Source organism: Syntrophomonas erecta subsp. sporosyntropha (assembly GCF_055395365.1).
Genome location: NZ_AP042459.1, coordinates 1,954,469 through 1,978,043, shown reverse-complemented (window position 1 = coordinate 1,978,043; position 23,575 = coordinate 1,954,469). Strand labels below are relative to the sequence as shown.

General features: G+C 43.4%; 22 protein-coding genes. 11 read left to right on the top strand and 11 right to left on the bottom strand.

Annotated features, from left to right (window positions below; genetic code table 11):
* Positions 1-46: 46 nt before the first annotated feature.
* From rplS to ylxM, 8 genes are all read right to left on the bottom strand, one after another.
* Positions 47-397, bottom strand: coding sequence for a 50S ribosomal protein L19 (rplS, locus tag ACZ5Q0_RS09575; protein ID WP_446818240.1), 351 nt, complete (start codon positions 395-397; stop codon positions 47-49).
* A gap of 113 nt (positions 398-510) precedes the next feature.
* Positions 511-1,047 (bottom strand): RNA methyltransferase, encoded by a 537-nt coding sequence (locus ACZ5Q0_RS09570; protein WP_464827303.1) that lies wholly within the window; start codon positions 1,045-1,047, stop codon positions 511-513.
* Between the two features lie 38 nt (positions 1,048-1,085).
* Entirely contained in the window at positions 1,086-1,820 is a 735-nt protein-coding gene (trmD, locus tag ACZ5Q0_RS09565; protein ID WP_446818242.1) for a tRNA (guanosine(37)-N1)-methyltransferase TrmD, read from the bottom strand.
* Positions 1,821-1,865: 45 nt separating this feature from the next.
* Positions 1,866-2,381: a ribosome maturation factor RimM gene (gene rimM / locus ACZ5Q0_RS09560; RefSeq protein WP_446820779.1), complete on the bottom strand. Its 516-nt coding sequence runs from the start codon at positions 2,379-2,381 to the stop codon at positions 1,866-1,868.
* A 66-nt stretch (positions 2,382-2,447) separates the two neighbouring features.
* Positions 2,448-2,678: a KH domain-containing protein gene (locus tag ACZ5Q0_RS09555; protein WP_446818243.1), complete on the bottom strand. Its 231-nt coding sequence runs from the start codon at positions 2,676-2,678 to the stop codon at positions 2,448-2,450.
* Between the two features lie 27 nt (positions 2,679-2,705).
* The gene (rpsP, locus tag ACZ5Q0_RS09550; RefSeq protein WP_446818244.1) at positions 2,706-2,972 is read right to left on the bottom strand and encodes a 30S ribosomal protein S16; all 267 of its coding nucleotides are present in this window, start codon (positions 2,970-2,972) and stop codon (positions 2,706-2,708) included.
* A gap of 174 nt (positions 2,973-3,146) precedes the next feature.
* Positions 3,147-4,493, bottom strand: a complete 1,347-nt coding sequence (gene ffh / locus ACZ5Q0_RS09545) for a signal recognition particle protein (RefSeq protein ID WP_446818245.1) — start codon at positions 4,491-4,493, stop codon at positions 3,147-3,149.
* A gap of 16 nt (positions 4,494-4,509) precedes the next feature.
* The gene (ylxM, locus tag ACZ5Q0_RS09540) at positions 4,510-4,851 is read right to left on the bottom strand and encodes a YlxM family DNA-binding protein (protein WP_446818246.1); all 342 of its coding nucleotides are present in this window, start codon (positions 4,849-4,851) and stop codon (positions 4,510-4,512) included.
* 430 nt (positions 4,852-5,281) lie between these two features.
* On the opposite strand from ylxM, the gene ACZ5Q0_RS09535 reads away from it, so the two are divergent.
* Both ACZ5Q0_RS09535 and ACZ5Q0_RS09530 read left to right on the top strand, forming a co-directional pair.
* Positions 5,282-6,163: a metallophosphoesterase gene (locus ACZ5Q0_RS09535; RefSeq protein WP_446818247.1), complete on the top strand. Its 882-nt coding sequence runs from the start codon at positions 5,282-5,284 to the stop codon at positions 6,161-6,163.
* 293 nt (positions 6,164-6,456) lie between these two features.
* Complete coding sequence (locus ACZ5Q0_RS09530) at positions 6,457-7,062, top strand: hypothetical protein (protein ID WP_446818248.1); 606 nt, start codon at positions 6,457-6,459, stop codon at positions 7,060-7,062.
* Between the two features lie 387 nt (positions 7,063-7,449).
* Here the strand turns inward: ACZ5Q0_RS09530 and ACZ5Q0_RS09525 are convergent, their stop codons facing one another.
* Complete coding sequence (locus ACZ5Q0_RS09525) at positions 7,450-9,651, bottom strand: DUF3160 domain-containing protein (RefSeq protein WP_446818249.1); 2,202 nt, start codon at positions 9,649-9,651, stop codon at positions 7,450-7,452.
* A gap of 265 nt (positions 9,652-9,916) precedes the next feature.
* Between ACZ5Q0_RS09525 and pflB the strand changes: the two genes are divergently transcribed.
* Both pflB and pflA read left to right on the top strand, forming a co-directional pair.
* Complete coding sequence (gene pflB, locus ACZ5Q0_RS09520; RefSeq protein WP_464827123.1) at positions 9,917-12,154, top strand: formate C-acetyltransferase; 2,238 nt, start codon at positions 9,917-9,919, stop codon at positions 12,152-12,154.
* A 3-nt stretch (positions 12,155-12,157) separates the two neighbouring features.
* Entirely contained in the window at positions 12,158-12,895 is a 738-nt protein-coding gene (gene pflA / locus ACZ5Q0_RS09515; protein ID WP_446818251.1) for a pyruvate formate-lyase-activating protein, read from the top strand.
* 209 nt (positions 12,896-13,104) lie between these two features.
* On the opposite strand, the gene ACZ5Q0_RS09510 is transcribed toward pflA, so the two are convergent.
* Positions 13,105-13,989 (bottom strand): DegV family protein, encoded by an 885-nt coding sequence (locus tag ACZ5Q0_RS09510; RefSeq protein ID WP_446818252.1) that lies wholly within the window; start codon positions 13,987-13,989, stop codon positions 13,105-13,107.
* Positions 13,990-14,296: 307 nt separating this feature from the next.
* On the opposite strand from ACZ5Q0_RS09510, the gene ACZ5Q0_RS09505 reads away from it, so the two are divergent.
* The 4 genes from ACZ5Q0_RS09505 (at position 14,297) to ACZ5Q0_RS09490 (ending at position 19,401) form a co-directional block, all read left to right on the top strand.
* Positions 14,297-14,701 (top strand): hotdog fold thioesterase, encoded by a 405-nt coding sequence (locus ACZ5Q0_RS09505; protein WP_446818253.1) that lies wholly within the window; start codon positions 14,297-14,299, stop codon positions 14,699-14,701.
* A gap of 672 nt (positions 14,702-15,373) precedes the next feature.
* Positions 15,374-16,237 carry a hypothetical protein gene (locus ACZ5Q0_RS09500; protein ID WP_446818254.1) on the top strand — a complete coding sequence of 288 codons (864 nt, stop codon included), beginning with the start codon at positions 15,374-15,376 and terminating at the stop codon, positions 16,235-16,237.
* 484 nt (positions 16,238-16,721) lie between these two features.
* The gene (locus ACZ5Q0_RS09495) at positions 16,722-16,793 is read left to right on the top strand and encodes a hotdog domain-containing protein (protein ID WP_447182888.1); all 72 of its coding nucleotides are present in this window, start codon (positions 16,722-16,724) and stop codon (positions 16,791-16,793) included.
* A gap of 616 nt (positions 16,794-17,409) precedes the next feature.
* Positions 17,410-19,401 (top strand): S-layer homology domain-containing protein, encoded by a 1,992-nt coding sequence (locus ACZ5Q0_RS09490; RefSeq protein WP_446818255.1) that lies wholly within the window; start codon positions 17,410-17,412, stop codon positions 19,399-19,401.
* 78 nt (positions 19,402-19,479) lie between these two features.
* Here ACZ5Q0_RS09490 and ACZ5Q0_RS09485 read toward each other — a convergent pair whose 3' ends face one another.
* Positions 19,480-19,731: a Ger(x)C family spore germination protein gene (locus tag ACZ5Q0_RS09485; RefSeq protein ID WP_464827122.1), complete on the bottom strand. Its 252-nt coding sequence runs from the start codon at positions 19,729-19,731 to the stop codon at positions 19,480-19,482.
* A 180-nt stretch (positions 19,732-19,911) separates the two neighbouring features.
* Here ACZ5Q0_RS09485 and ACZ5Q0_RS09480 point away from each other — a divergent pair, with 180 nt between their 5' ends.
* The 3 genes from ACZ5Q0_RS09480 to ACZ5Q0_RS09470 all read left to right on the top strand — a co-directional run bounded on the left by ACZ5Q0_RS09480 (position 19,912) and on the right by ACZ5Q0_RS09470 (position 23,468).
* Positions 19,912-20,592, top strand: a complete 681-nt coding sequence (locus tag ACZ5Q0_RS09480; protein ID WP_446818256.1) for an MBL fold metallo-hydrolase — start codon at positions 19,912-19,914, stop codon at positions 20,590-20,592.
* 363 nt (positions 20,593-20,955) lie between these two features.
* On the top strand, positions 20,956-22,728 hold the full coding sequence (locus ACZ5Q0_RS09475; RefSeq protein WP_446818257.1) for a B12-binding domain-containing radical SAM protein: 1,773 nt from the start codon (positions 20,956-20,958) through the stop codon (positions 22,726-22,728).
* Positions 22,729-23,087: 359 nt separating this feature from the next.
* Positions 23,088-23,468: a DUF3232 domain-containing protein gene (locus ACZ5Q0_RS09470; protein WP_446818258.1), complete on the top strand. Its 381-nt coding sequence runs from the start codon at positions 23,088-23,090 to the stop codon at positions 23,466-23,468.
* Positions 23,469-23,575 lie beyond the last annotated feature (107 nt).

The window sequence follows — 23,575 nt, the reverse complement described above, 5'->3', positions numbered from 1 at the left end:
TACCCTAAAAAGGTATTCTCCTTATCGTCTATGTTTACAATCGTGGCTAGAAACGGCCCTTTTCTTTTACCCTGGCTTTCTTACCAGTTAGTTTACGCAGGTAGAACAAACGAGCTCTACGCACCTTACCCCGACGGGTAACTTCAATCTTAGCAATCTTGGGTGAATGAACCGGGAAGGTTCTTTCTACACCAACCCCATAGGAAACTCTTCTGACGGTAAAGGTCCGGGATAAACCGGTTCCCCGAATCTTTATTACCGTTCCTTCAAAAATCTGAATTCTTTCCCGGGTACCTTCAACAACCTTTACATGAACTTTGACTGTATCACCAGGGCCAAAACTGGGAATATCCTTTTTGCAATATTCTTCCTCTATAGATTTAATAATATCCTGCACCGTTTAAACCTCCTTCCAGAAGGTGTTCATACAATTTTATTTGTAGCGGACCACCTTTATTTACACAGAACAAAAATATTATAGCATAGCTATTCCGCCCTACTCAAGCATAATCAGTTGTTGTACCAGAATTCCCCTAAAAGACGATCTAAAATAATCGATACCGCACTGCGTACGGAAAGATGGTTATATATTCTTTCCGGCTCCACCGGTTCCAAAATATAGTCACACTGTTCGACAATTTCTTGTTGAATTCCCCATCCCGTACCAAATAAAATTAAATAGACCTCATTATTAGCAAACAGGCGGGCTTTTAAATCCCGGTAAGATATGTTTTGCGGGTAACGGCGGGCATCAGTAGCTACAACTAATGGTCTTTGTCCACTTTCAGCCTGTATAGCCCCTATCACGTCCTCCAAACTTCGTTCCACTTTAAGGAGCTCAAATGCTTCTTTGCGATCGGGATTATATTGCCCCCCATAACCTTCCTGCCAATAGGCAAGTATATCCCTTATCAACTGATGCTGGTTATCACAGGGATGGGCGATAAAAAAACCTTCTACATCATAGGTTCTCGCCACCCGGGCAATATCATGCAGATCCAGGTTAGTAACTGAGGTAGTAATAATATCCCTACGTTTGTTATACATGGGGTAGTGTAGCAAGGCTATATACACTTTCGAATTTCTCACGTTTTACCCCCCCAGTCAAAAAGAATCTCCTCCAGCAGACACCGCTCCTCCCCATCGAACTCGCGGTTTAGTAGCATATCAGGTCTCTTTAAAAGGGTCATCAGAATACTTTGCTTTTTTCTCCAGCGGCGAATATTTTCATGGTGCCCGGAAAGAAGTACCTCAGGTACCGGCTGCTCTTCAAAAACGGCTGGGCGGGTATAATGGGGGTATTCAAGCCATCCCTCCGCAAAGCTTTCCTCAGCGGCAGACTGTTCATCACCTAATACACCCGGCAGTAATCGCACTACGGCATCCACTACCACCATGGCCCCTAATTCTCCCCCCGTAAGTATGTAATCACCGATAGACACTTCCTCATCTATCCGTCCCCCGATACGGGCATCAATACCTTCGTAATGGCCGCATAGGATGACTAGATGGGCTTGTTGAGCCAGTTGCTGAACCCGGACCTGGTTCAAGGTTTTGCCCTGGGGGGACATGTATAAAACCCGGGACTCTGGTCTGGTAACCGAATCAATAGCCCGGCATACCACATCAGGTTTCATAACCATACCCTGCCCTCCGCCATAAGGGTAATCATCAACCTGCTGGTGTCGATCCAGGGCATAATCACGGATATTAATAGTGTTGATTTCCACCAGCCCCTTTTCCCGGGCTCTTTTAATAATACTATCGGCAAAAGGTGAAACAAACATACCGGGAAACAGGGTAAGGATATCAATTTTCATAGGCCCTTTACTACACCTCCCAGGTCCCCATCAAGGAGAATAGCTTTAGTCCTGATCCTCAATCAAACCAGGCAGCAAGCTAACCCGCATTTTCTTTTGGTCCAGATCTACTGCCTGGATAACTTCTTTTATAGCAGGGATAAGAACCTCTCCATAGCGGGGAGAATTAACTACATAAACATCATTGACCCCAGTTTCTAAAATCTCAACTAACTCACCAATATAACCCCGTTTCTTATCATAAACTGATAAGCCCTCCAGTTGAAAATGGTAATAATAACCTTCGGGTAAGGGGTATAAATCATCTTCAGTTATCTTTAACCAGGCATTACAGTAATCCTGACCGACTTCCCGGGAATCTATTCCTTTAATTTTTACCAGCATCATATCTCTATGAGGTTGAACAGATTCCATTTCCACCAGTTCGACTTGCCTGCCCCGGTGTATATATACTTTTTTTAGAACCTTAAAACGTTCGGGAAAATCAGTAAGCGGTACTACTTTAAGTATTCCTTTATACCCATGAGTACCAACAATCCTGCCTATGCTGACCAGATCCATGGGATTCAAGTTATCACTCCTGAAAAACGATATAGGATCAGAAAGTGAAAGGGCTAGTAAATAGCCCTAACGTAAAATTTCTACAACTACCCTTTTACCCTCCTTAGCGGCAGCCGCCTTGGTAAGGGTACGGATGGATTTAGCTATCTTGCCCTGTTTACCTATAACCTTCCCCATGTCATCAGGTGCCACTCTTAATTCTAAAATAATAGATCTTTCACCTTCCACTTCCTGGACATTGACATCATCGGGGTTATCCACCAGGGATTTGGCGATATACTCCACCAATTCTTTCATTTGCTCTCACCCCCTGCCTGTACTCCTCTATTTGCGGGCCTCGGCAAACCTGGCAATAATGCCTTGCTTCTGCAACAGCGTTTTCACTGTATCAGAAGGTTTGGCTCCACTGGCCAGCCATTTTAAAGCTTTTTCCTCATCAATGTTGACGGTGGCAGGACTGGTTGCAGGATCATAATAGCCGATCTCTTCAATAAAGCGCCCATCGCGAGGAGACCTGGTATCAGCAATAACTACTCTATAAAAAGGTCTCTTTTTAGCACCCATCCTTTTTAAACGCATCTTAGTGGCCATGTATTCACCTCCTTAACTGCTTTTTAAAGTAAGATTTATTTAGCAACAGATAAATCTATAAGACTTTCTCTGCTCGCTCTCTGCAAAACTGTCTGGGATATTAGAACATTCCATTCTCGGGTTTTAAGCCCCATTTTTATCAGCCCAGGTTACCTAAGGTCAACCCGGTTCATCTTAGTAAGGAAACTTAATAGGGGGCATTCCCTTTTTCTTCCCTTTTTTACCGGTCATATCCGCAAATTGCTTCATTAATTTTTTGGATTCTTCAAACTGTTTTAACAAACGGTTTACTTCCTGCACCCGGGTACCACTACCCCGGGCAATACGCTTTTTGCGGCTTCCATTTATAGTTACAGGATCCTGGCGTTCATCGGGAGTCATAGATCTGATAATCGCTTCTATATGCAGTAGTTCCCGTTCATCAAATTGCCCGGGCAGGTTTTTAACCTGTTTGCCCATACCCGGTATCATAGCCAGTAAGTCTTCTAAAGGCCCCATAGAACGCACCTGCTGAATCTGCTCTAAAAAATCCTCCAGGGTAAATTCCTGCTGACGCAGCTTTCTCTCCATTTCCCGGGCCTGTTGCTCATCAAAGGTAGCCTGAGCCTTTTCTACCAGGCTTAATATATCACCCATCCCTAAGATACGTGAGGCCATACGGTCCGGATAAAAGGGCTCCAAAGCCTCTAGCTTCTCCCCTACCCCGGCAAATTTAATAGGACATCCAGTCACCGCTTTTACTGACAAGGCCGCCCCGCCCCGGGTATCACCATCTAGTTTAGTAAGGATCACCCCGGTTAATCCAATTTGCTGGTTAAAACTTTCGGCTACATTGACCGCATCCTGTCCGGTCATAGCATCAACCACCAGCAATATATCATCAGGAGAAACACTCTCCTTAATATGCTTAAGCTCATCCATCAATTCTTCATTTACATGCAACCGGCCAGCCGTATCCAGTATCACTACATCGCGATTATTACTATGGGCATACTCTAATGATGCCTTAGCAATATCCACCGGATTACCCTGCCCCATAGAAAAAACCGGCACGGACAGCTGTTCACCTAAAACCTGTAATTGCTTAATAGCAGCCGGACGGTAAACATCACAGGCTACCATAAGCGGCCGCCGTCCCTGCTTAATGAGGTTTTTGGAAAGCTTAGCCACAGTAGTAGTTTTACCGGCTCCCTGAAGACCTACGGCCATGATCACTGTAGGAGGACGCGAAGCTAAATTAAGCTTTGTCTCCGTACCCCCCATCAATAGAGTCATCTCATCATGGACAATCTTTATAATCTGCTGCCCCGGTGTTAAACTCTGCAGGACTTCCTGTCCTACTGCCCGTTCCCGTACCCGGGCCACAAAATCTTTAACCACCTTGAAATTAACGTCTGCCTCCAATAAAGCCAGCCGCACTTCGCGCATAGCCACCTTGACGTCTTCCTCGGTGATTTTACCTTTTCCCCTTAGTTTTTTAAATATATCTTGTAGCCTTTCTGATAATCCATCAAAAGCCACGCTATCTCTCCTTTAATTACAGCGAATCGCTTACCTCTCGCAACAACTCCGCCGCCCGGCTAACAGTATCCCGGTCGGGATCGGGACGATTTAAAAGGGTGTAGACCTCTTCCATTTTTCTGCGTACCTGATAAAACCTCGCTACCAAATGCAGACGATCCTCGTACTCCTCTAAGGCCTTTTCCGATCTTTTCAAAAGATCAAAGACCGCCTGGCGAGTTATTCCCATATGACCAGCTATCTCCGTCATCGACCAGTCATTTTCGTAATACAGATATAGTACGGCCTGCTGTTTTTCCGTTAGAAGAGGACCATAGAAATCCTTTAACATGGTAATATGTTCGATTTTCTCCAGCATGTCCATACCCCTTACTTGTGTAAAGCATAACTACTTTACGAAGCAATTTTACAGGTTCTATGGACAACTGTCAAGCTGATTAAATACATTAACTATTCCCCTTCCTTTTTTAAAGTATAGGAACAGTCTTCCTTTTTAATCCTATTTTTTGCGTAATCTCTACCTTATCTCTTTTTGTACGATAAGGATATATAGTTATGAATACGGGAACACAACCCGCCATATTTATCTCCGGTAGTATCCATCCCCTCCCTTTTGGCCTTCTTGCCCGTCGTAGGCACACCACCGGAAGAGGAAGATGGTTGCCCATTTTCGAAACTTTTTCCCTTTATCCATGTATTGCTCATTGGCAGGTTAATTACTTATGGTAGAATATTGAATGGTTTTTAAAAATTAAAATGGAATGTCCTATGGAGAAGGAGAACTAAGAATGAAAAAAGTTGTCACCGCTATTCTTGGAATAGTTCTGGCTGCAGCCTTATTTATATACTGTCAAAACCATTGGCTCTATGTTTCCAATTACACCCTCAATTCACCCGCCCTACCTGATAAATTTAATGGTTTTAAAATTCTACAACTGTCTGATTTACATAGTCATAGCTTTGGCGAGAATAATACCCGGCTATTAAAAAAGATTCAGGCTATCAATCCCGATATTATTGTAGTTACAGGTGATATGCTAAATTCACTGCATGATGATGGTCATGTCTTTCGGAAACTGGCGCAAGAACTAGCTAATTACTATCCGCTTTACTACATATCCGGGAATCATGAACAAATTGCCCGCTTAAGAGCTGAGCAATCAGGAGCCCAATGGAACCAGGACTACCTGAATAGTCTTAGCCAATCGGGAGTTACCCTTTTGGATAACCAGATGATCAGCTTAAAAAGAGATAACCAGCATATTAACCTCTATGGATTAAAGGTTCCTTTAATGTACTACAGTGCTAAGAATACAACTATTCCCGAAGAAAAAATCGAATTAAACGTGTCCCTAATCGAAAAATACCTGGGTAAACCTGATCAAAACGCCTTTAATATCCTTTTAGTGCATACCCCTTCCTACTTATCCACTTATGATCAATGGGGAGCCGATTTGATATTCGCCGGCCACATGCATGGGGGAATAGTGCGAATACCCTTTAAAGGTGGCCTTCTCTCTCCGGAAAAAGAGTTTTTTCCCTATTACGATGCGGGACGGTTTGAAGCCGAAAAGGGAACCATGTTTGTAAGTAGAGGACTGGGTAATTACAGCCTAAACCTAAGGATATTTAACCCTCCCGAGCTGGTAGTAGTAACCTTAACCACCTAGGAAGCAAGGGGGCCGATCCCTTCGCTTCTTTTTTCCTTTTTAAGGAAGCAAAAGAGACCTGTCTCCTGTCTCCTGTCTCCTGCTTCTGCTCCCTACCTCTTCCCCCCTCTGCTCATTACCCTATTCCTCACTGCTTCCGGATAGCTTTCTTCCCGTACCCTCTCCACTCCCCAGTTATTTTCTATCTAATATTATTTGCCAACCGTATCTTGCCATTATCTTCCATTTTGTTATAATTAGGATATTAATTATAGTTTAACCTGGCTTAGTTTCATTAAGGGGGGAATTGGGTTTTGAATAAATTGGTGCTAGCTATTCTGTTCACCATGTTAATCTTAAGGAGCTGGGATACTACTATTAAGGCCGAATTGCCTACAGGAGCTCAGCAGGAGTTATCGGGATCGAATCTGAAGGACTTAACGAACCAGGCAAAAGCACCTGTAGCTATAAACACAGATTGGCAACCGGTATCTGCTAAAGATTACCCGGCATTTCAAGAAGTCGTTAAAGCTTTTACCATCTATACAAGTTTTTTTAACCAGGTGGTATGGCAGGATGGGTATGCCATACCCAAAAACGGATTAGATTCTACATCAGCCCAGCATTTTCTTAGCCAGGGATTCGAAGATACACTAGCTGCCGCTATTGTATCTACTTATACAGAATGGATTGCACCCCTGCAAAAGCTAGCCATTCTTCCCTGCGAGGGAATACCGGTTCTTACCGAAGCGGATTTTAAAGACCTCCTAATATCGCAACCAGCTCCCGATCGTATCTGTTTCCGCAAAGACTACTATAATTGCTATCAGGTAAACGACCATTATATTTTCCTGGTTTATTGCCGCCTTAACCATGATACCTATATCATTGAAAGCCTTACTCTTCAAGAAGCCAGGTAGGGAAGTAGGGAGACTTTTTTCTTCACTAAGGGCTTTAGGTACCCTCAATGGCTTCAGACAGCCAGTTAACAAGGGAGATGGCAGGCTGTATAAAAATGCTCCAGAAGTGCAATGAATATAGTAAATATGCGGATTACCTTCTTAGTCCTGTTTTCCAGCATATATTTATGATAGCTATGGATTCAAATACAGGTTTTAAGGGTTTTCTCACTGCCCACACAGGCGGACGTCCACCTGTATGAAAAGTGCCGTAATGTTGTATAAATATGCACAATCAACTTCCTATTGCCGTTTTACAGCGTATATTATGCACAGCGGCAGATTTAAATACAGGTTTTGGGGATATTCACACAGCCGACATAGCCGGACGGTCCCTCCGCTTCCTATCTATCGATACTGATCCAGTTCAAATGGCATGATTATTCGACTTTCACCTTTTTCGACCGTAAAAGAGCGAGTCCAAAAAGGCGGGTTGGGAGTCTCCTCTTTGGCGAGCATCTGTCTCCACTTTTCATCTGTCAAGCGATCCTTAAACGGCCAGTGGAACTCATAATAGGAATAAACTCCGCCCCTTACCATACGCAGACTGTCTTCTACCGGAACAACTGCATATATCTCATGGACATAACCAGTTGCTGCCTCCAGAACCCTTCCTAAAGGATCAGTGGCCACATCCGCCACCAGCATAGCTGGATTATCTGTTAACAACTGATCCCGACTGCCGCTTCCCTGGCCGCGCAAAGCCTCCAACCATAAATGTTCAATCTGGCTGCCATAGCTGTCAATTAATTCGTATTCATCCTCAGTTAGCAGCTCCCCCTTTAGTTCCTTTTCCGCAATCGTCTTCAGGTGCAGGGCCAGATTTTCCATCCAGTTAAGATTTTCCCCATCCTGATTTGTCAAAACGCCACGCTCCCGTAGTCCTTCCCGGATCTGGGCCGATAATGCAGCTAGGCGAGCATATAGGTGAGGATTAGGTTCTACATAACCCCTGCTATCAAAATCATCAAAACCTCCCCCTCCTATTTCCACATTAACCTGTTTAGAATAGAGGATGGTATTATGCTTTAATTCAGTCCAACTAGCTAGAAAAGTATTTAATTCTTTTCTGCTCCAAGCTCTATTTTTCATAAAAGATGGGTAACCTTCTGGTATCTCCCGGGTCAGGGAACGGAGATTATACATCCAATTCCAATAAAAATTCTTGTGCCAGTTATCCTCATCCAATCTGCTCAGATACCTATTGAGTCGATCCAAGTTTTCCGAATACCCCTCATATCGATATTCTCCTCTTTCATTTAAAATAACCCGGGCAGCCGTTGAACCGAAAGCAGCTGGAATGTCTATGCTTCGAGGCAGCAGGCGCCGCTGGCCCTTGTCATTCTCCCCTACCGCACCATAGATTAATTGTTGAAAAATATCAGCATCCATAGTATGACGCTGCCCCATAAATCGGAAACCTTTCCCTTCCCCACTCCGGCTGGACGGGTACTTCCCTGCCATCGGTATGGAGTTTGCCAGCAGCCCTTTCATACGGGTAAGCTCCTGCCAGAAATTTTGCCATTTCATCTGATTGGAAACCAGAACATCCAGGCTGACCTGGGGACCGTAGACCTGATTAATCAATGCCAAATATTCATTACAACCTGGTTCATCACTACTTCCCAGAAAAAAATTAGTAATGCTATAGACTTTTTCCCAGGATTCCCAATTATCTTCCTCCTGCAAAGCCATGGTCATCAAAACCGCCGAACGAGTCTCATCTTCATCTTTTAAACGAAAGCTCATACGCCCATAATAGGTCATATTTTTAAAATAGCTTTGTAGGTCCTCACTACGGCTATAATGCCCCCGGGGTATGTACTGGGTATAATCCTCTCGCCAAGACTCGATTATATGCGGTTTACGTCCCGTATTCATGACCGGCGAAATTGCTACTTTTAATTGTTCCTTAATTAACTTTAACTCAGCATTGACTTCATCCTTCACTACTACCGGAACTTTTACGGACGGGTCAAGCAGACAGCTTCCTACCGTAAAAAAAGCCAAATTGCGCCGGGCGGCATTCTCCCACGGGGTTCTTTTAAGGGCTTTAAACTGCTGTTCGGAAATGGTCATCATACTTTGATTTAAATTTTTCAGTTCTGGAATCAGGTTTTCTTCTTCCACTGTTTTTAACAGGTATTCATAAAAAAGGTGATAATTATGCAGCAGCGAATCCGTAGTAACCAGATTAGGGATACGATCATAGCAATTAACCTCGTAGATTATAAAAAATTCCCTAATCGAATCAGGCAAAACTACAAATCCGTTTTTTACTAATTGTTCCTGGGCAGCGGCAGAAAACTTAAAACGGCTGGCATTCTCTACATTTCCCAGATCAGGCCATATTGCATAAGGTGGTAGCTGTGGGTTTTCATCAACGACTACCTCCTGGTAGGGGGCAAACCCCTCTGACCAGGAAATATTTCCGGTAGACTGTTTCAGGCCCACATCACTATTATTCTGAGTTATACAGCCCCCTAGTAGACTACTAATTAATAAAAAAACTAGCGGAGTACTGATTTTTCTTAATATTTTATGCTGCATTGTCCACACCTCCTGGCCTTCTTTTCTTTATTCAACCACCGTTTAGTTCGATTAGGCAAGAGTAACCATTTTATCGATTTTAATACAGAGTATAAAACACCTTAATAATCCTACATATTCCCCGTATATTATACACCAAAACGCATATTTATCCGAAAATGAATCCTGTTTTTGCCTACCGTTCCGGTGGTGCAAAGTTAGCTGATAAATGATTAAAGCAAGATGAATATTCAAATACTATAGCGGAATAATTGCTTAACAAAGGATGGTGCTACAAGTGGATTCCTGGAGAAATTTTCGACCTGGACAATGGATGCATGAAATTAATTTGCGTGATTTTATCCAAAAAAACTATACTCCCTATGATGGGGATAGCAGTTTCCTGGCGGGCCCCACGGAACGAACCCGCCAGCTATGGAAACACTGCCAGGATTTATTAAAGGAGGAACATCAAAAAGGTGGAGTTTTAACAGTCGATCCAGATACGCCTATTAATATCACCAGCCATCCACCTGGCTACATTGATCGGGATAACGAAAAAATTGTGGGCCTGCAGACTGATACCCCCTTAAAGCGCGCTATCAATGTTTACGGCGGCCTGCGTCATGCTGAAAAAGCCTGCCGGGCCTATGGATACCAGCTTAATCCTGCCGTAGAAGAATTTTTTGCCCGGCACCGCCGCACTCATAATGAAGGAGTTTTTGCCGCCTATACTCCGGAAATGAAACTGGCTCGAAAAGTAGGTATAATTACTGGTCTGCCCGACTCCTATGGCCGAGGCCGTATAATAGGTGACTACCGTCGGGTCAGCCTTTACGGAGTAGACCGGCTTATTACCGCCAAAGAACTGGATCTTTCCCTGGTCAGTAAAACCATGACTGATGATGTTATCCGCCTGCGGGAAGAAATTTTTGATCAGATCCAATCCCTCCAGGAACTAAAGCAAATGGCATCAGCTTACGGATTTGACATATCTGCTCCAGCCGCCCATGCCCAGGAAGCCATCCAGTGGCTTTATTTTTCCTTTCTGGCTGCCATCAAAGAACAAAATGGAGCTGCCATGAGCCTGGGGCGGGTATCTACTTTCCTGGATATATATATAGAACGGGATTTAAAAGAAGGGATTCTGACTGAGGAGGAGGCCCAGGAGCTTATCGACCAATTTGTTATAAAACTGCGTATGGTTCGGCATCTGCGGACTCCTGAATACAGTGATCTATTTGCCGGAGATCCCAACTGGGTTACCGATGCTCTAGGCGGAGCAGGGGTAGACGGTCGCCACCTGGTCACCCGTACCACTTACCGTTTCCTGCATACCCTAGACAACCTCGGCCCTTCTCCCGAGCCCAACATGACTGTTCTATATTCTAAAAACCTGCCCCGTAACTTCCTGGAATTCTGCGCCGATCTCTCCATTCGCACCAGTGCCATTCAGTACGAAAACGATGACATCATGCGCCCTTATTATGGTGATGACTATGCTATTGCCTGCTGTGTTTCAGCCATGCGCCTGGGAGCGGAGACTCAATATTTCGGGGCCCGCTGTAACCTGGCTAAATTACTGCTCTATGCTATAAACGGGGGCCGGGATGAATTAACCGGTCAGCAGGTGGGAGTAGAAATGCCGGTTTATCAGGGAGAAGTGCTAGATTATGATGAAGTAATGCGACGCTTTTCCATCCAAATGGAATGGCTGGCGCAACTTTATGTTAATACCATGAACATTATCCACTATATGCATGATCGTTATGCTTATGAAAGAGTGGAAATGGCCCTGCACGATACCCATCTTACCCGTTTTATCGCCTTTGGTATCGCCGGGCTTTCAGTCGTAGCTGATTCCCTAAGCGCTATACGCTATGCCCGGGTAAAAGCCCTTAAGGATGAACGTGGTTTGATCAGCGATTTTACCATTGAGGGTGAGTTTCCTAAATTCGGCAATGATGACGACCGGGTAGATATGATTGCTGTCGAAATAGTCAAAACTTTTATGCGTAAGCTACGCAAATATCCTACTTACAAAAACGCAGTTCATACCTTGTCTATTCTCACCATAACTTCCAATGTCATGTACGGCAAACATACCGGCACTACCCCGGATGGCCGTAAAAAAGGCGAACCACTAGCACCAGGGGCTAATCCCCTCCATGGACGGGAAGAAAAAGGAGCTCTGGCTGCCTGTAACTCAGTAGCTAAAATACCTTACGGATGCGCCCGTGATGGGGTTTCTTACACTTTTTCCATCGTTCCTTCCGCCTTAGGCAAATCAGATCGGGAACAGATTAATAATCTGGTGGCTCTGCTCCAGGGTTACTTTGCTCAGGAGGCCCACCATATGAATGTAAATGTAGTAAACATCGAAACCCTTAAAGAAGCCATGGAACACCCCGAGCTTTACCCAGACCTTACCATACGAGTGTCAGGCTATGCAGTTCATTTTATAAAACTGAACCGTGAACAGCAGGAAGAAATTATCGCCCGCACCTTTTACAGGAGAATGTAAGCCATGTACGGGATGGTCCATTCTATTGAAACTTTCAGTACCCTGGACGGGCCAGGTATACGTATGGTAGTTTTCCTGCAAGGCTGCCATCTGCGCTGTCGCTACTGTCAGAATCCGGATACCTGGAAAACTACCACCAACACCGCCAGGAAATACTCAGCTGCGGAATTAATGCCGATCATCCGCCGGGGCCAACCTTATTTTGAGGCCTCAGGAGGAGGTCTTACCTTTTCTGGTGGCGAACCCCTGCTGCAGTATCGGTTTGTTAAAGAAGTCTTCTCCTGCTGTCAGGCGGAAAATATTCCTACGGCACTGGATAGCTCCCTTTATGTTAGCCATAAAATCTTACGGGAAGTACTACCGGTAACCGATTTAATCCTAGCCGATATAAAGCATATAGATCCGGAAAAAAGTAAAAACTTAACCGGTAGCAGTAATGAATTAAACCGGCACAACCTGGAATTAATCAACCAACAGAAGGTACCACTATGGGTACGCTATGTAGTAGTACCTGGAATAACCGATGAAAAAGAAGATATACGAAAAATGGCAGAATTCGTAGGTAGTTTAGAAATGGTAGAACGCATCGATCTGCTCCCCTACCATACTCTGGGCAGTCACAAATGGCAGCTTCTAGGGCTAAACTACACCCTGGCCGACACTCCTCCCCCCACCAAAGAATTACTGGCCAACCTAGCCCATTTAATACAAACCACCAGCAACAAACCCGTTCATTATTAGGAAGCAGGGAGACGGCAGGCTATGTGATAGTGCTGGCGAAGTGTATAAATATGCGCGATCATCTTTCTATTCCCGTTTTACTGTGTGCATTATGCATAGCGGTGGATCTAAATACACGTTTTTAGGGTTTTTACACATCCGGCCGATCCTTTGGCTTCTTTTTTCCCTTTTTGAGGAAGAAGGAAGTAAAAAGGCCGTCCCCTGCTGCCCTACTCCCGGTCAATGACATAACCGATACCTATTGCCCCTGGTCCGGAATGAGCTCCAATAGCAGTCCCTAAAATACTGCGCTGGACTTCCCCGACTTTGTCCAGGCGGGATCGCAGGTATTTTAACATAAATGATTCATCATCCTCACAAATAGCATTCTGCATACAGATTACCACCGGGGAATCCTGCTCCTTTATACGACTGACTAATACGTCTACCAGAGCTTGCAGAGACTTTCTCCTTCCCCGTACGGCTTTAATAGGATGAACCACCCCATTAACAAATTCACATACCGGCTTTATGTTTACCAGTTTGCCCAGCAGGGCTGTGGCCCCACCAATACGTCCTCCCGCTTTCATATAAGTAAAACTATCCACGGTAAAAAGGGTAGTAACCGAAGGTAACATCTTTTTCACCCTTTGAACCAATTGGTCCCAGTCGAGCCGATTATCATGAATCAACTGGCCTATGCGAATTTCCAGAGCAGCCTGACCACAGGCACAGCTATTAGAGTTAAACACTTCCACCCGAGCATCAGGCTTGTTTCCTAGAAAAATCTGGCTGGCGGCTCGGGCATTTTGAAAACTAGCTGATAGCCTTTCCGAAATAGTCGTAACCACAAAGTTCCGGTACCCGCCTTCATATAACTCCTCCAGGCATTTAAGCCAGTCGCCCACATTAGGCGCGGAAGTTTTAGGAATCTCTCGGGGATTATCCTGCATATGACGGTAAAAATCTACTGTATTAAAATCGATATTTTCCCGGTATTGGGAATGTTGATTAAACGTATAGTAAAAGGGAACTTCCCGAATTTTAAATCGCTGCAGTAAATCCCGGGGCATGCCGCCGGAAGAATCTACCAGTTGGGCTATCCTCTCCTGCATATGTATCACCTCAAATTATTGTTTACCCCCAGCACCAACTTTTAAACATTTCCGGTAGAAACTTTTCTTTATCCTCCCGTTTATACACCGGAATCATCCCTTTAAAAAACCAGCTTAAGACATTAACCGCACCATTTTGGATAACAATTAGGTGTCTAAAGTTGTTTGTCATTTTTTGTTCACTTTTACTTTACCGTCATACCATTAAGGGTTTTTTACCATCCCGCCCTTGCTTATTCACTTCCTTGCCTGATTTAATTATGTTAATATCACTACAAGAATTCAAACACTTTCTTGGGAGGTATTTATGTCTACTGAACCATATCTTTCTTTTCAAAACACTATAATGGATGTCCTAGGTATTGAAATCACCGAATTTACCCGGGGAAAAGTAGTAGCTACCATGCCAGTTACCCCAATAACTCATCAGCCGTTCGGTATAATGCACGGTGGTGTATCAGTTGTTCTAGCTGAAACAGTAGCCTCGGCCGGGAGTTACCAGTTCATCGATCCTGATCGGCAGCGTGCCGTAGGTTTAGAAATTAATGCTAACCATATACGCAGTCAAAAGGACGGTATAGTCACCGCCGTCGGTACCCCGATACATACCGGGCGAACCACCCTGGTCTGGGATGTTCGAATATATAATGAAGAAAAAAAACTAGTATGCATATCCCGCTGCACCATGGCAGTACTGAATCTTAATGGTTAAAACCTCATTTAAGAAAAAACGGCGGGCTAAAGTCAGTGGCTTTAACCCACCGTTTTTCTTGGCCTATCAGGCTATATGTGGTAACTATATAAATGGACTAAGATACTGTAGTTTTATGCACCTTTACCGGTAATGTTTTTTTCGCATCTAAACCCATTTTGGTGAACTTATCGAAATAGAAAGACCGCAACCCTGCCCGTAAAAAGGGCCCCTATGTTGGAATGCCTAAGTTTAATTATAACTACTAGCACCCTGTTTTAGGATGTCTTGGCAAAACCTATTTCCACTCCATCCGTCAAAATCAGTTTGTTTTATTAACGGCCCCCTGTAGACGATACAGCTGCTTTACCAGCCACAACAGCCACAAGAACCGTGCCTTTGGTTGATGGTTGTGTAAAACGGTAACTTTTAAGTTTATACCAGCATCTGTGACGATGTCAACATAATATTTGAGTTATTCTCCCATTGATGTTATAATAATGGTAACCGTAGTTCAAATTCCAATGTGATAATAGGTAGGAATAGAACGTAACGGTTTTTTTTATCCCATTTCTTAAAAAAGGAATAAACAGAGAAAATAGTCAGATGCAAGCAATAATTCTGTCATAGCTTTGACGTTCAAACCAAAGCAGATAAGAGGTTATATGAGTAAAATGAAGGGAGAATACATAAATGAATCTAGTCAATAAACAAGTAATGCACAAGAACTTCGGTAAAGGAAAAGTTGTTAAATATAACGATTCGTACATTAAAATTGATTTTCCATCAGGGAATAAAGAGTTTGTTTTTCCTGATGCATTTGAAAAATACCTTACATTTACCGATCAAAGAGCGGCTAATGTGATCGAAAAAATAGTGCAAAAAAGAAAAAGGGAGTACAAGGAAGAAAAACTGAGGCTTAAAAAATTAAGAACTTTGCAAAAGGAAAAACGGCAACGTCTATTGGAACGGGAAAGGCTTACTAAAATAAGTAAAGCCCATAAAATTCATCCCCGCTCACAGATCGTCTTTTGGTGTAAAGCACAAGAACAGGAAAGCATTTTTACAAGTTGGAATATTTTCACTGGTGTAATAAAAAGCGGTCAGAAAAAAGGTCAGCCACGACGGCCGGCCCGAATAAATCAAAATAGTGCTTGCCTTTTAACAGCAAGGGATTCTGATGTGCCAGAAAAAGATAGACGTATCTTAGGCCTATTCATGGTGAACGACAGTTTTAGCGGTAAGCAGTGTGTGGATGGATACATCCCCGCTCATTCAGAATACAGACTCCGCCTTTCAGAACAGGAATCAGAGAAAATTCTTTTTTGGAACTACTATGTTGACGAAAGATATCCGCACAAGATAACCTGGAATACAGGACGATATCGTTATTTTGATAATATATGGATGGCCCAAATTTTGCGAGATATCATTTCTCTTAAAAAGAATCCTCAAGAACGGGAGTATGTACAGCACTTTTTCCGGCATTTTTGTCACGTAAACTGGCTAAATACGGAAGAATTACCAAAGCCTTATGGCGCATTGATGCATATCTAAAAAAGATTAACTTTGGCGGCCCATGCGGTTGCTATATGTTTTCGGACATCGGGCCACGGTGCCAGATTACAACGCCACGGGGACGGTTTGGAGTGACCCCTTGCTGCAGGTGGAAAATATCCCTACGGCATTGGATAGCTCCCTTTATGTTATCCATAAAATATTACCGGAAGTACTACCGGTAACTGATTAAATCCTGGCCGGTGTAAAGCATATAGATCCGGAAAAAAGTAAAAGCTTAACCGGTAGCAGTAATAAATTAAACCGGCACAACCTGGGATTAATTTGCCTGGGAAAAAGTAGTAACTACCCTGCCGGTTACCCCAACAATCATCAGCCGTTCGGTATAATGCACGGTGAGGTATCAGTTGTTCTATATGAAACAGTAGCTCCGGCCAGCAAGTTACCAGTTCATCGATCCTGATCGGCAGCATGCCGTAGGTTTAGAAATCAATGCTAACCATATACGCAGTAAAAGGGCGGTATAGTCACCGCCATCGGTACCCCGGTACATACAGGGCGAACCACCCTGGTCTGGGATGTTCGAATATATTAATGAAGAAAAAACTAGCATGCATATCCCGCTGCACTATGGCAGTACTGAATCTTAATGATTAAAACTTAATTTATAGAAAAAACGGTGGGCTAAAGTCTGTGGCTTTAACCCATCATTTTTTCCCTGTCTGATCCCCCCTATATAGGAATCCATAGCCAATGTTAATCCTGCAACATAAATAAAATATCCCATCAAGGAGGAATTTCCCCGTCTGAATTTAATAATGAATATATGGCAAAATGCTCCTGGTATGGTAAGGTTCTAACTTTGAAGAACGTATTAGATATGAGTGTGTATTTTATAAGGTGATGTTGCGGTGGTGCGACTACTGGAGGTGTTAATAAGTTTACCTAAATTTTACCTAGACTTATAAAGCCTATTCTAAAATAGCCCTATTAAATTAGTTTTCCCTTGGCTAATATTACGGAAAGGCTTGGTTTCATAACCATCTACTGCGCTCGACTATTCCATAGCTCCCCTGACCCGGTTAGACTATATTCATATATAAGCCATTGGCATCTTTGTCACAGAGCTCACTTATTAGCATATCTTTCCATACTGCTTTCACGAAAGCTTGTAAGTAAGAATTTTTTAAAGATAAGGAGGTCTAAATAAAATGAAAAACCAACGATGGATCAGTGTAGTCGCATTACTTATGTTTCTAGTCACAGCCATATTACCAGGACAGGCCCTGGCCGCCCGGAGCTTTTCCGACACCAACGGACACTGGGCCAATTCCTATATTGAACGGCTGTCTACACTAGGTTATATTAACGGCTATCCTAACGGTACTTTTAAACCGGATCAATCTATGAGCAGAGCTGAATTCACTACTGCTCTAATAAACTGTATGGAGGTTAAACCAAGTAATTCCTCAGTTAAAAGCTTCGAAGATATGGCTGGTCACTGGGCTATAAACTACATAAACGAAGCAGTAAAACGGGGTATCCTGATTCCTTCTGAATACCCCCGGGGCCTGGACCCTAATGGTGACATAAAACGCAGTGAAGCTTCTGTTATGCTGGTCCGCGCCCTGGGCCAACAACCTGACAATGGAACCCTTCCCTTTACCGACAGTGATACCGTAGAGCGCAGTATGTACAAAGGCTATATTAAAAAAGCTTATGACCTTGGTCTAATTGCTGGTTTCCCCGATGGCAGCTTTGAACCCTTCCGGGAAATGACTCGTGCTCAGGTCTGTACAGTACTTACCAAATTTATAGACCAGCCCCAAGACAAAGACAGTACCCCTACTCCTAACTCCCCGGTTTACCCGGATACTGGCAGTACAGGCACCCTAAAGTATATAGCGGTAGGTGAGCAATTATTTGACCTGAAAACATCCCCGGTGGCTATCCGCTCCAACTTTAATGATATACCGGTAAATACCCTGACTGTTTCCGGTAATACCGTGCTGGCTAACAACTCCCTCGTTTTGGGGTTAACCAGCTCCAGTAACCCGGATATCGTCATTAACAATACCCGTTATGGCATCTCCCGGCTGTCAGTAAGTGGTGACAAACTGGTTATCTACCCTAGTTACCGTAAAATCAATACATTAACTGAGGGTTCCTACCGATATAATAGTGATTTTATAAAACTTTATATAAACTCGGCCGCCACTAATGATTATCTATCTGATATGGAAATTATCGATGAAGAGAAGGTATTGATACATGGCCATCCCTATTATATATCTCAGGATAAATTAACCATCGAGCTAAGAGATGACTTCTATGATATCAAAAGCATCCGTATTTCAGACACAGATGTTACCCTGAAACTTTCGGAAACTGATCCGGTTGTTTACCGGGGTATGTATATGTCTGATATCTCGGCTATTTTTTCCGGTACCCAAACCTTGGAACTCGGGAAGATCGATCGCATAGAATTTATTATTGATGGTGACCGTTACCGTATGTCTGAAGTGACCATCGATGCCTCTACTAATTTTACCGTCAACCGCAAAACCTATGCTCCTGACAAAGTGGTTATGGTCATTGACGACCGGCACTACAAAATTAACCACGTCCAGTTATACGATGAAAAATTCATCTTTTACTGTGAAGAAAAATCAGATACGGAATGGGTGATATTCAACAACGAGTACCGGGATTATGACGATATTAAAATAGTAAAAGACATGCTAGCCTATGATCTGGACCGGGTACTAGTAGTTTCCCGTAACCTGATCCGCATCGGCGGCAAACAGTATGAAGTTGATTCCTCGGTAAAATGTCAGGTTAATAATAAAATCTACGACATAAAATCTATTGATTACGATACCAGTAAAAACGCAGTCGTTATCAGGGCCAGTGAATCCAAGGATGCCTTTTGGGCCAGCCAACCAGTCAAATTTGTTTTCTTAGATGAGGATGAATACAAGCTGAAAGATGGCGCTGATGACAGTGTAACCATCTATGTAGACCGTAAATGGATAACCTTTGACCGGCTTTTGATTCCTGATCCGTCCCGGTTTACCTATGATGGTTCCAGCTATGACCTGATCGGTGCCCGGGTAATGATCAAAAATACCGAATACAAAATTGTGGATACCGCTTGGCACGGCCGCACCCAGGTACTGGATCTTTATCTACGGGGAAAATAGCAGATAAACAGTAATACAGTGAAAATAAAGCAGCTGGGAGTTTGTTCCTCGGCTGCTTTATTTTAATCCCTGCCCTATTTACGTTTCATTATTATGCTGTTCGCTGCGTATATAGGAAGCGGTAGGGGCGGGACTCTTACTCCGGATCATTCGCGCAAAGTCTCTAATGTTCACATCTATGGTTTTGGAATGGGAGATTCGTTCATCAATTAGATCAGTAATGTAAAAGGCAGAAATTTCACTTATTTTAGTTTTAGTGCCCAGAATGTCTGCAGCTTTTCCTTCGGCTACTATAATCCAATTGGTTTCCCGAATTTCATAGTCACGCATAAAAAAATCAAAATAGTATCTTTTTAAAAAGATATCGCAAAATAGAATAACTCCCTTTCCACGTAATGTTAGCGTTTATAGTATTCAGCAAATCAAGCGGAGCGATTCCACATCCGTCCAATTAAAAGTAAATATGGCTATAATGTAATATAAATATAGTTTTGCTTTGGAGGGATTAAAATGGGCCATTACCAAAAAGTTTGCCCAGGCGTGTTCCAGATAGGAGGCGGTATCTATACAGATGGGGATGACTGCTGTATATATCTGGCCGAAGGATCGGAAACGGCTGTTTTAATTGATACCGGGGTGGGAAATAGTGTCGGGGCTATTATCGACAACATCCAGGCTACAGGCATAGATATTAATAAAATAGGCTACATAATAGTTACTCATGGGCATATTGATCATATTGGCGGCCTTAAGGAACTGAAAGAGCTTTTACAGGCCAAAATCATTGCCCACCAGCTGGAGCTGGAAGCCATTGAAGAAGGTAACCCCCGGCTTACGGCAGCAGCCTGGTATGGGCAGGACTACAAACCTGTTAAGGTGGATCGGGTTTTACGTAAACATCTTGAATATTTATCCCTGGGAAATATGGAACTAAGTCTGATCCATACCCCTGGACATACCCCGGGTGGCATCAGCATCTTAGGTGAGATAGACGAAAAGAAAATACTTTTTGGTCAGGATATTCACGGGCCCTTTCATCCTGACTGGGGATCAGATAAAAAACAATGGAGAAAATCGATGCTGGAACTGCTGGATTACAACGCAGATATCCTTTGTGAAGGACATGCCGGTATCATCCAACCCGCCAAATCCGTCCGCAAGTTTATCCAAGGCTATCTAAATCAATACTAGGAAGCACGGGGACGGTCCCTTTACTTCCTTTTCTTAGCTTCTTAACTTCTTAACACGATCACACCCAAGGGAAGCAAAAGGGCCCGTTAGGCGGTGAGGAAACCCCAAAAACCTGTATTTGAATCCATCGCTACCCATAATAAATTCCGTAAAACGAGAATAGGGAGATGACCACGTATACTTATACAGTATTCCAGCACTTTCACACAGCCTGCTGTCCCCTTGCTTCGCTGGTCTCTTGCTTACCGTGCTTCCTTGGTTTTCTCTTGAGTTGGAAAAGAATTTATCGTAGGATGTATATAACCATAACTTGGATATTAATAATAATGTTAGGAGAAAAATCTTTCAGGAGGCAATAATGATATGAAAGTTACCCTTATAGAACCACGACCTGCAGGCAAACATGTTTTTAGCACTGTAAAGATGCCTCGTCTGGGACTGCCTATCCTGGGTACTATCCTCAAAGAAAAAGGCCATCAGGTTAACCTAATTTACGAAGCCACTGAAGAAATACGACTTACCGATCTAATTAATACTGACCTGGTGAGTATATCCACCACCACCTCAACTATCGTGGAAGCCTACCGAATTGCTGACTTTGCCAGGCAACATGATATCCCTGTCGTAATGGGTGGTGCCCACGTAACCTTTATGGTCGAAGAAGCATTACAGCACTGTGATTACGTTTGCCGGGGCGAAGCGGATGAGACCTTTAACCAGTTAGTTTCCTGCATTGAAAAAGGAGAACTGCCGGTAGATGTTCCCGGGGTCTCCTACTGGCAAGACGATCAAATGATTCACAATCCCATGCCGGATTGGGTCAATGTAGATGAAGTTCCCTTTCCAGACCTATCCCTGCTTAAAGACATTAAAATGTCAACTTATCCAGTAATGACCTCACGGGGATGCCCCTTTGACTGCACCTTTTGTAGTGTTACCCCCATGTTTGGACGTAAATACCGTTACCGAAATACCGAATCTGTTTTGGAGGAACTAAAACAGTACCGGGATAAGCAGGTCTTTTTTGTAGACGATAACTTTACTGCCAATCCTCACCATAGTAAGGAACTGCTACGGCAGATGATTTCGCGCAATATACGGCCCCGCTGGTGGTGTACACAGGTACGTACTGATGCGGCCCGGGATGAAGAACTGCTGCGTCTGATGCGTGATGCCGGCTGTGGCACCGTTTTTATTGGCATGGAATCCATAAATCCGGAGACCCTCAAAAAGTATAACAAAAAACAGGATGTTGAAGATATAGAATACTGTATCAAACAGTTTCACCGCTTTGGCATTTTAGTTCACGGTATGTTCGTTTTCGGCGGAGATGATGACACCGTTCAAACTATCCACGATACACTGGAATTCGCTATAAAAAACCATATCGATACCCTGCAATTTATGATTTTGACTCCCCTGCCAGGAACCCGTACTTACGCTGATATGGAAAAGGAAGGCCGGATTTTAACCCATGACTGGAACCTGTATGATGCCCATCATGTAGTTTATCAACCCCGCCTCATGTCAGCAGAAGAATTGCAGAAGGAAACTATTAAAGCCTTTCACAAATTCTATTCACCAGGGCGCATCCTGGGCAACCTATTCCGGACCGGAATACGCTCGGTTGCCTTTCGGGCAGTAGGCTTCTGGCTGGTGCGCAGTTGGGAATCAGAAAATAGCTGGTATTACCAGGTTCTAAAAAAACTAGCCAGCCACAACTCATCAGATTCTCTGAGTAATCGTATCTCCCGCAGCATCAGCTCTTTTCGCTTTAAGAACCTGCGCTATGTCACCACTGATCCGGTCTTAAATATAGAAGTTTCCCAGCAGGATGAAACTTTCTTGATTAACCTTAAAGGTTACCTAAATGATTTCTCCTTAGGGGAAACTTTTAAAATTCTCTCCAGCCATATACCATCCTTTTATCAAAACCTGGTGATAAATCTGGATGGAGTAAACTTTACTTCGGAAAAGGTGGCCCTGCAGTTTGTTAACCACCTTAATCGGATGGCTGCCCGCGCACGGCAAATCCAGATTCGGGTTCCCCAGGCCAACGATCTGATCACCCGGGTCATCGCTAAATATAACCTGCGGATACCAGGATTCGCTATTACCCGCTCACTAAACAGCTAATTAAGCTGAGACACAGGGGGAGAGACACAGGGGGACGGTTCCCCTGTGTCTTTATATTAAGCCTTCCGAACAATGTGGAATGGCAAGCCAGGGGACAAGTCGCCGCTTGGCTTCGGCATTATTTACTATAATTCAAGGGTAATTTACCTATCTGTAGAAAATTCTCCTTATGTATCACTAAAAAACACCTGAGAATCAGGTACAGTACCCAGTTAAGCTTGCAAAGTTTTAGGAGCATAACAGGTATAAATAATAAAAAGGACTTGCCTAGGTAACTCTGAAACTTATCACGACTTATCATTATCGAATTTATACATCACTTTTGAGTTATATTATCTACAATTGTGGGAGGGATATCAGTGGAAATTAAAAACCACATCGGTCAATTAATGGCCAGGATCGAGACTTCCAGCCTATCCGAGGATATGAAAGCCAGACAAAAAAACTTAATTAAGGAATATTTGCAGCACTGCCTAAAGTATGTAGCAATAGTAATTGAGCAGGGCATAGCTATCCAGGAAGCCGGAACTGCAACTGATCAAAACACCCTGCAGGAACTAGCTGATATCGATAAATCCAGATCCAGAGTCCATGATAGTTTAATAGCTAAAATCAATATTCTTAATCGCATTTGTGAAATCCATGAGATACCCCCTTTATATATGGGAAGTGATAATCGGAGGGAAAAAGGAGATTTTGCCTTCCAAACTATTTCCGAATACTTTGAGGATCGCCTATAGGTTTTATCCGTTGCATTAATAGAGTCATTTTTAATTTTTCAAACAACCAAGGGGGTGTATAATCAAGATATTAAACCTTGTTTCATCAGCCAGGGCTTTTAAAATTC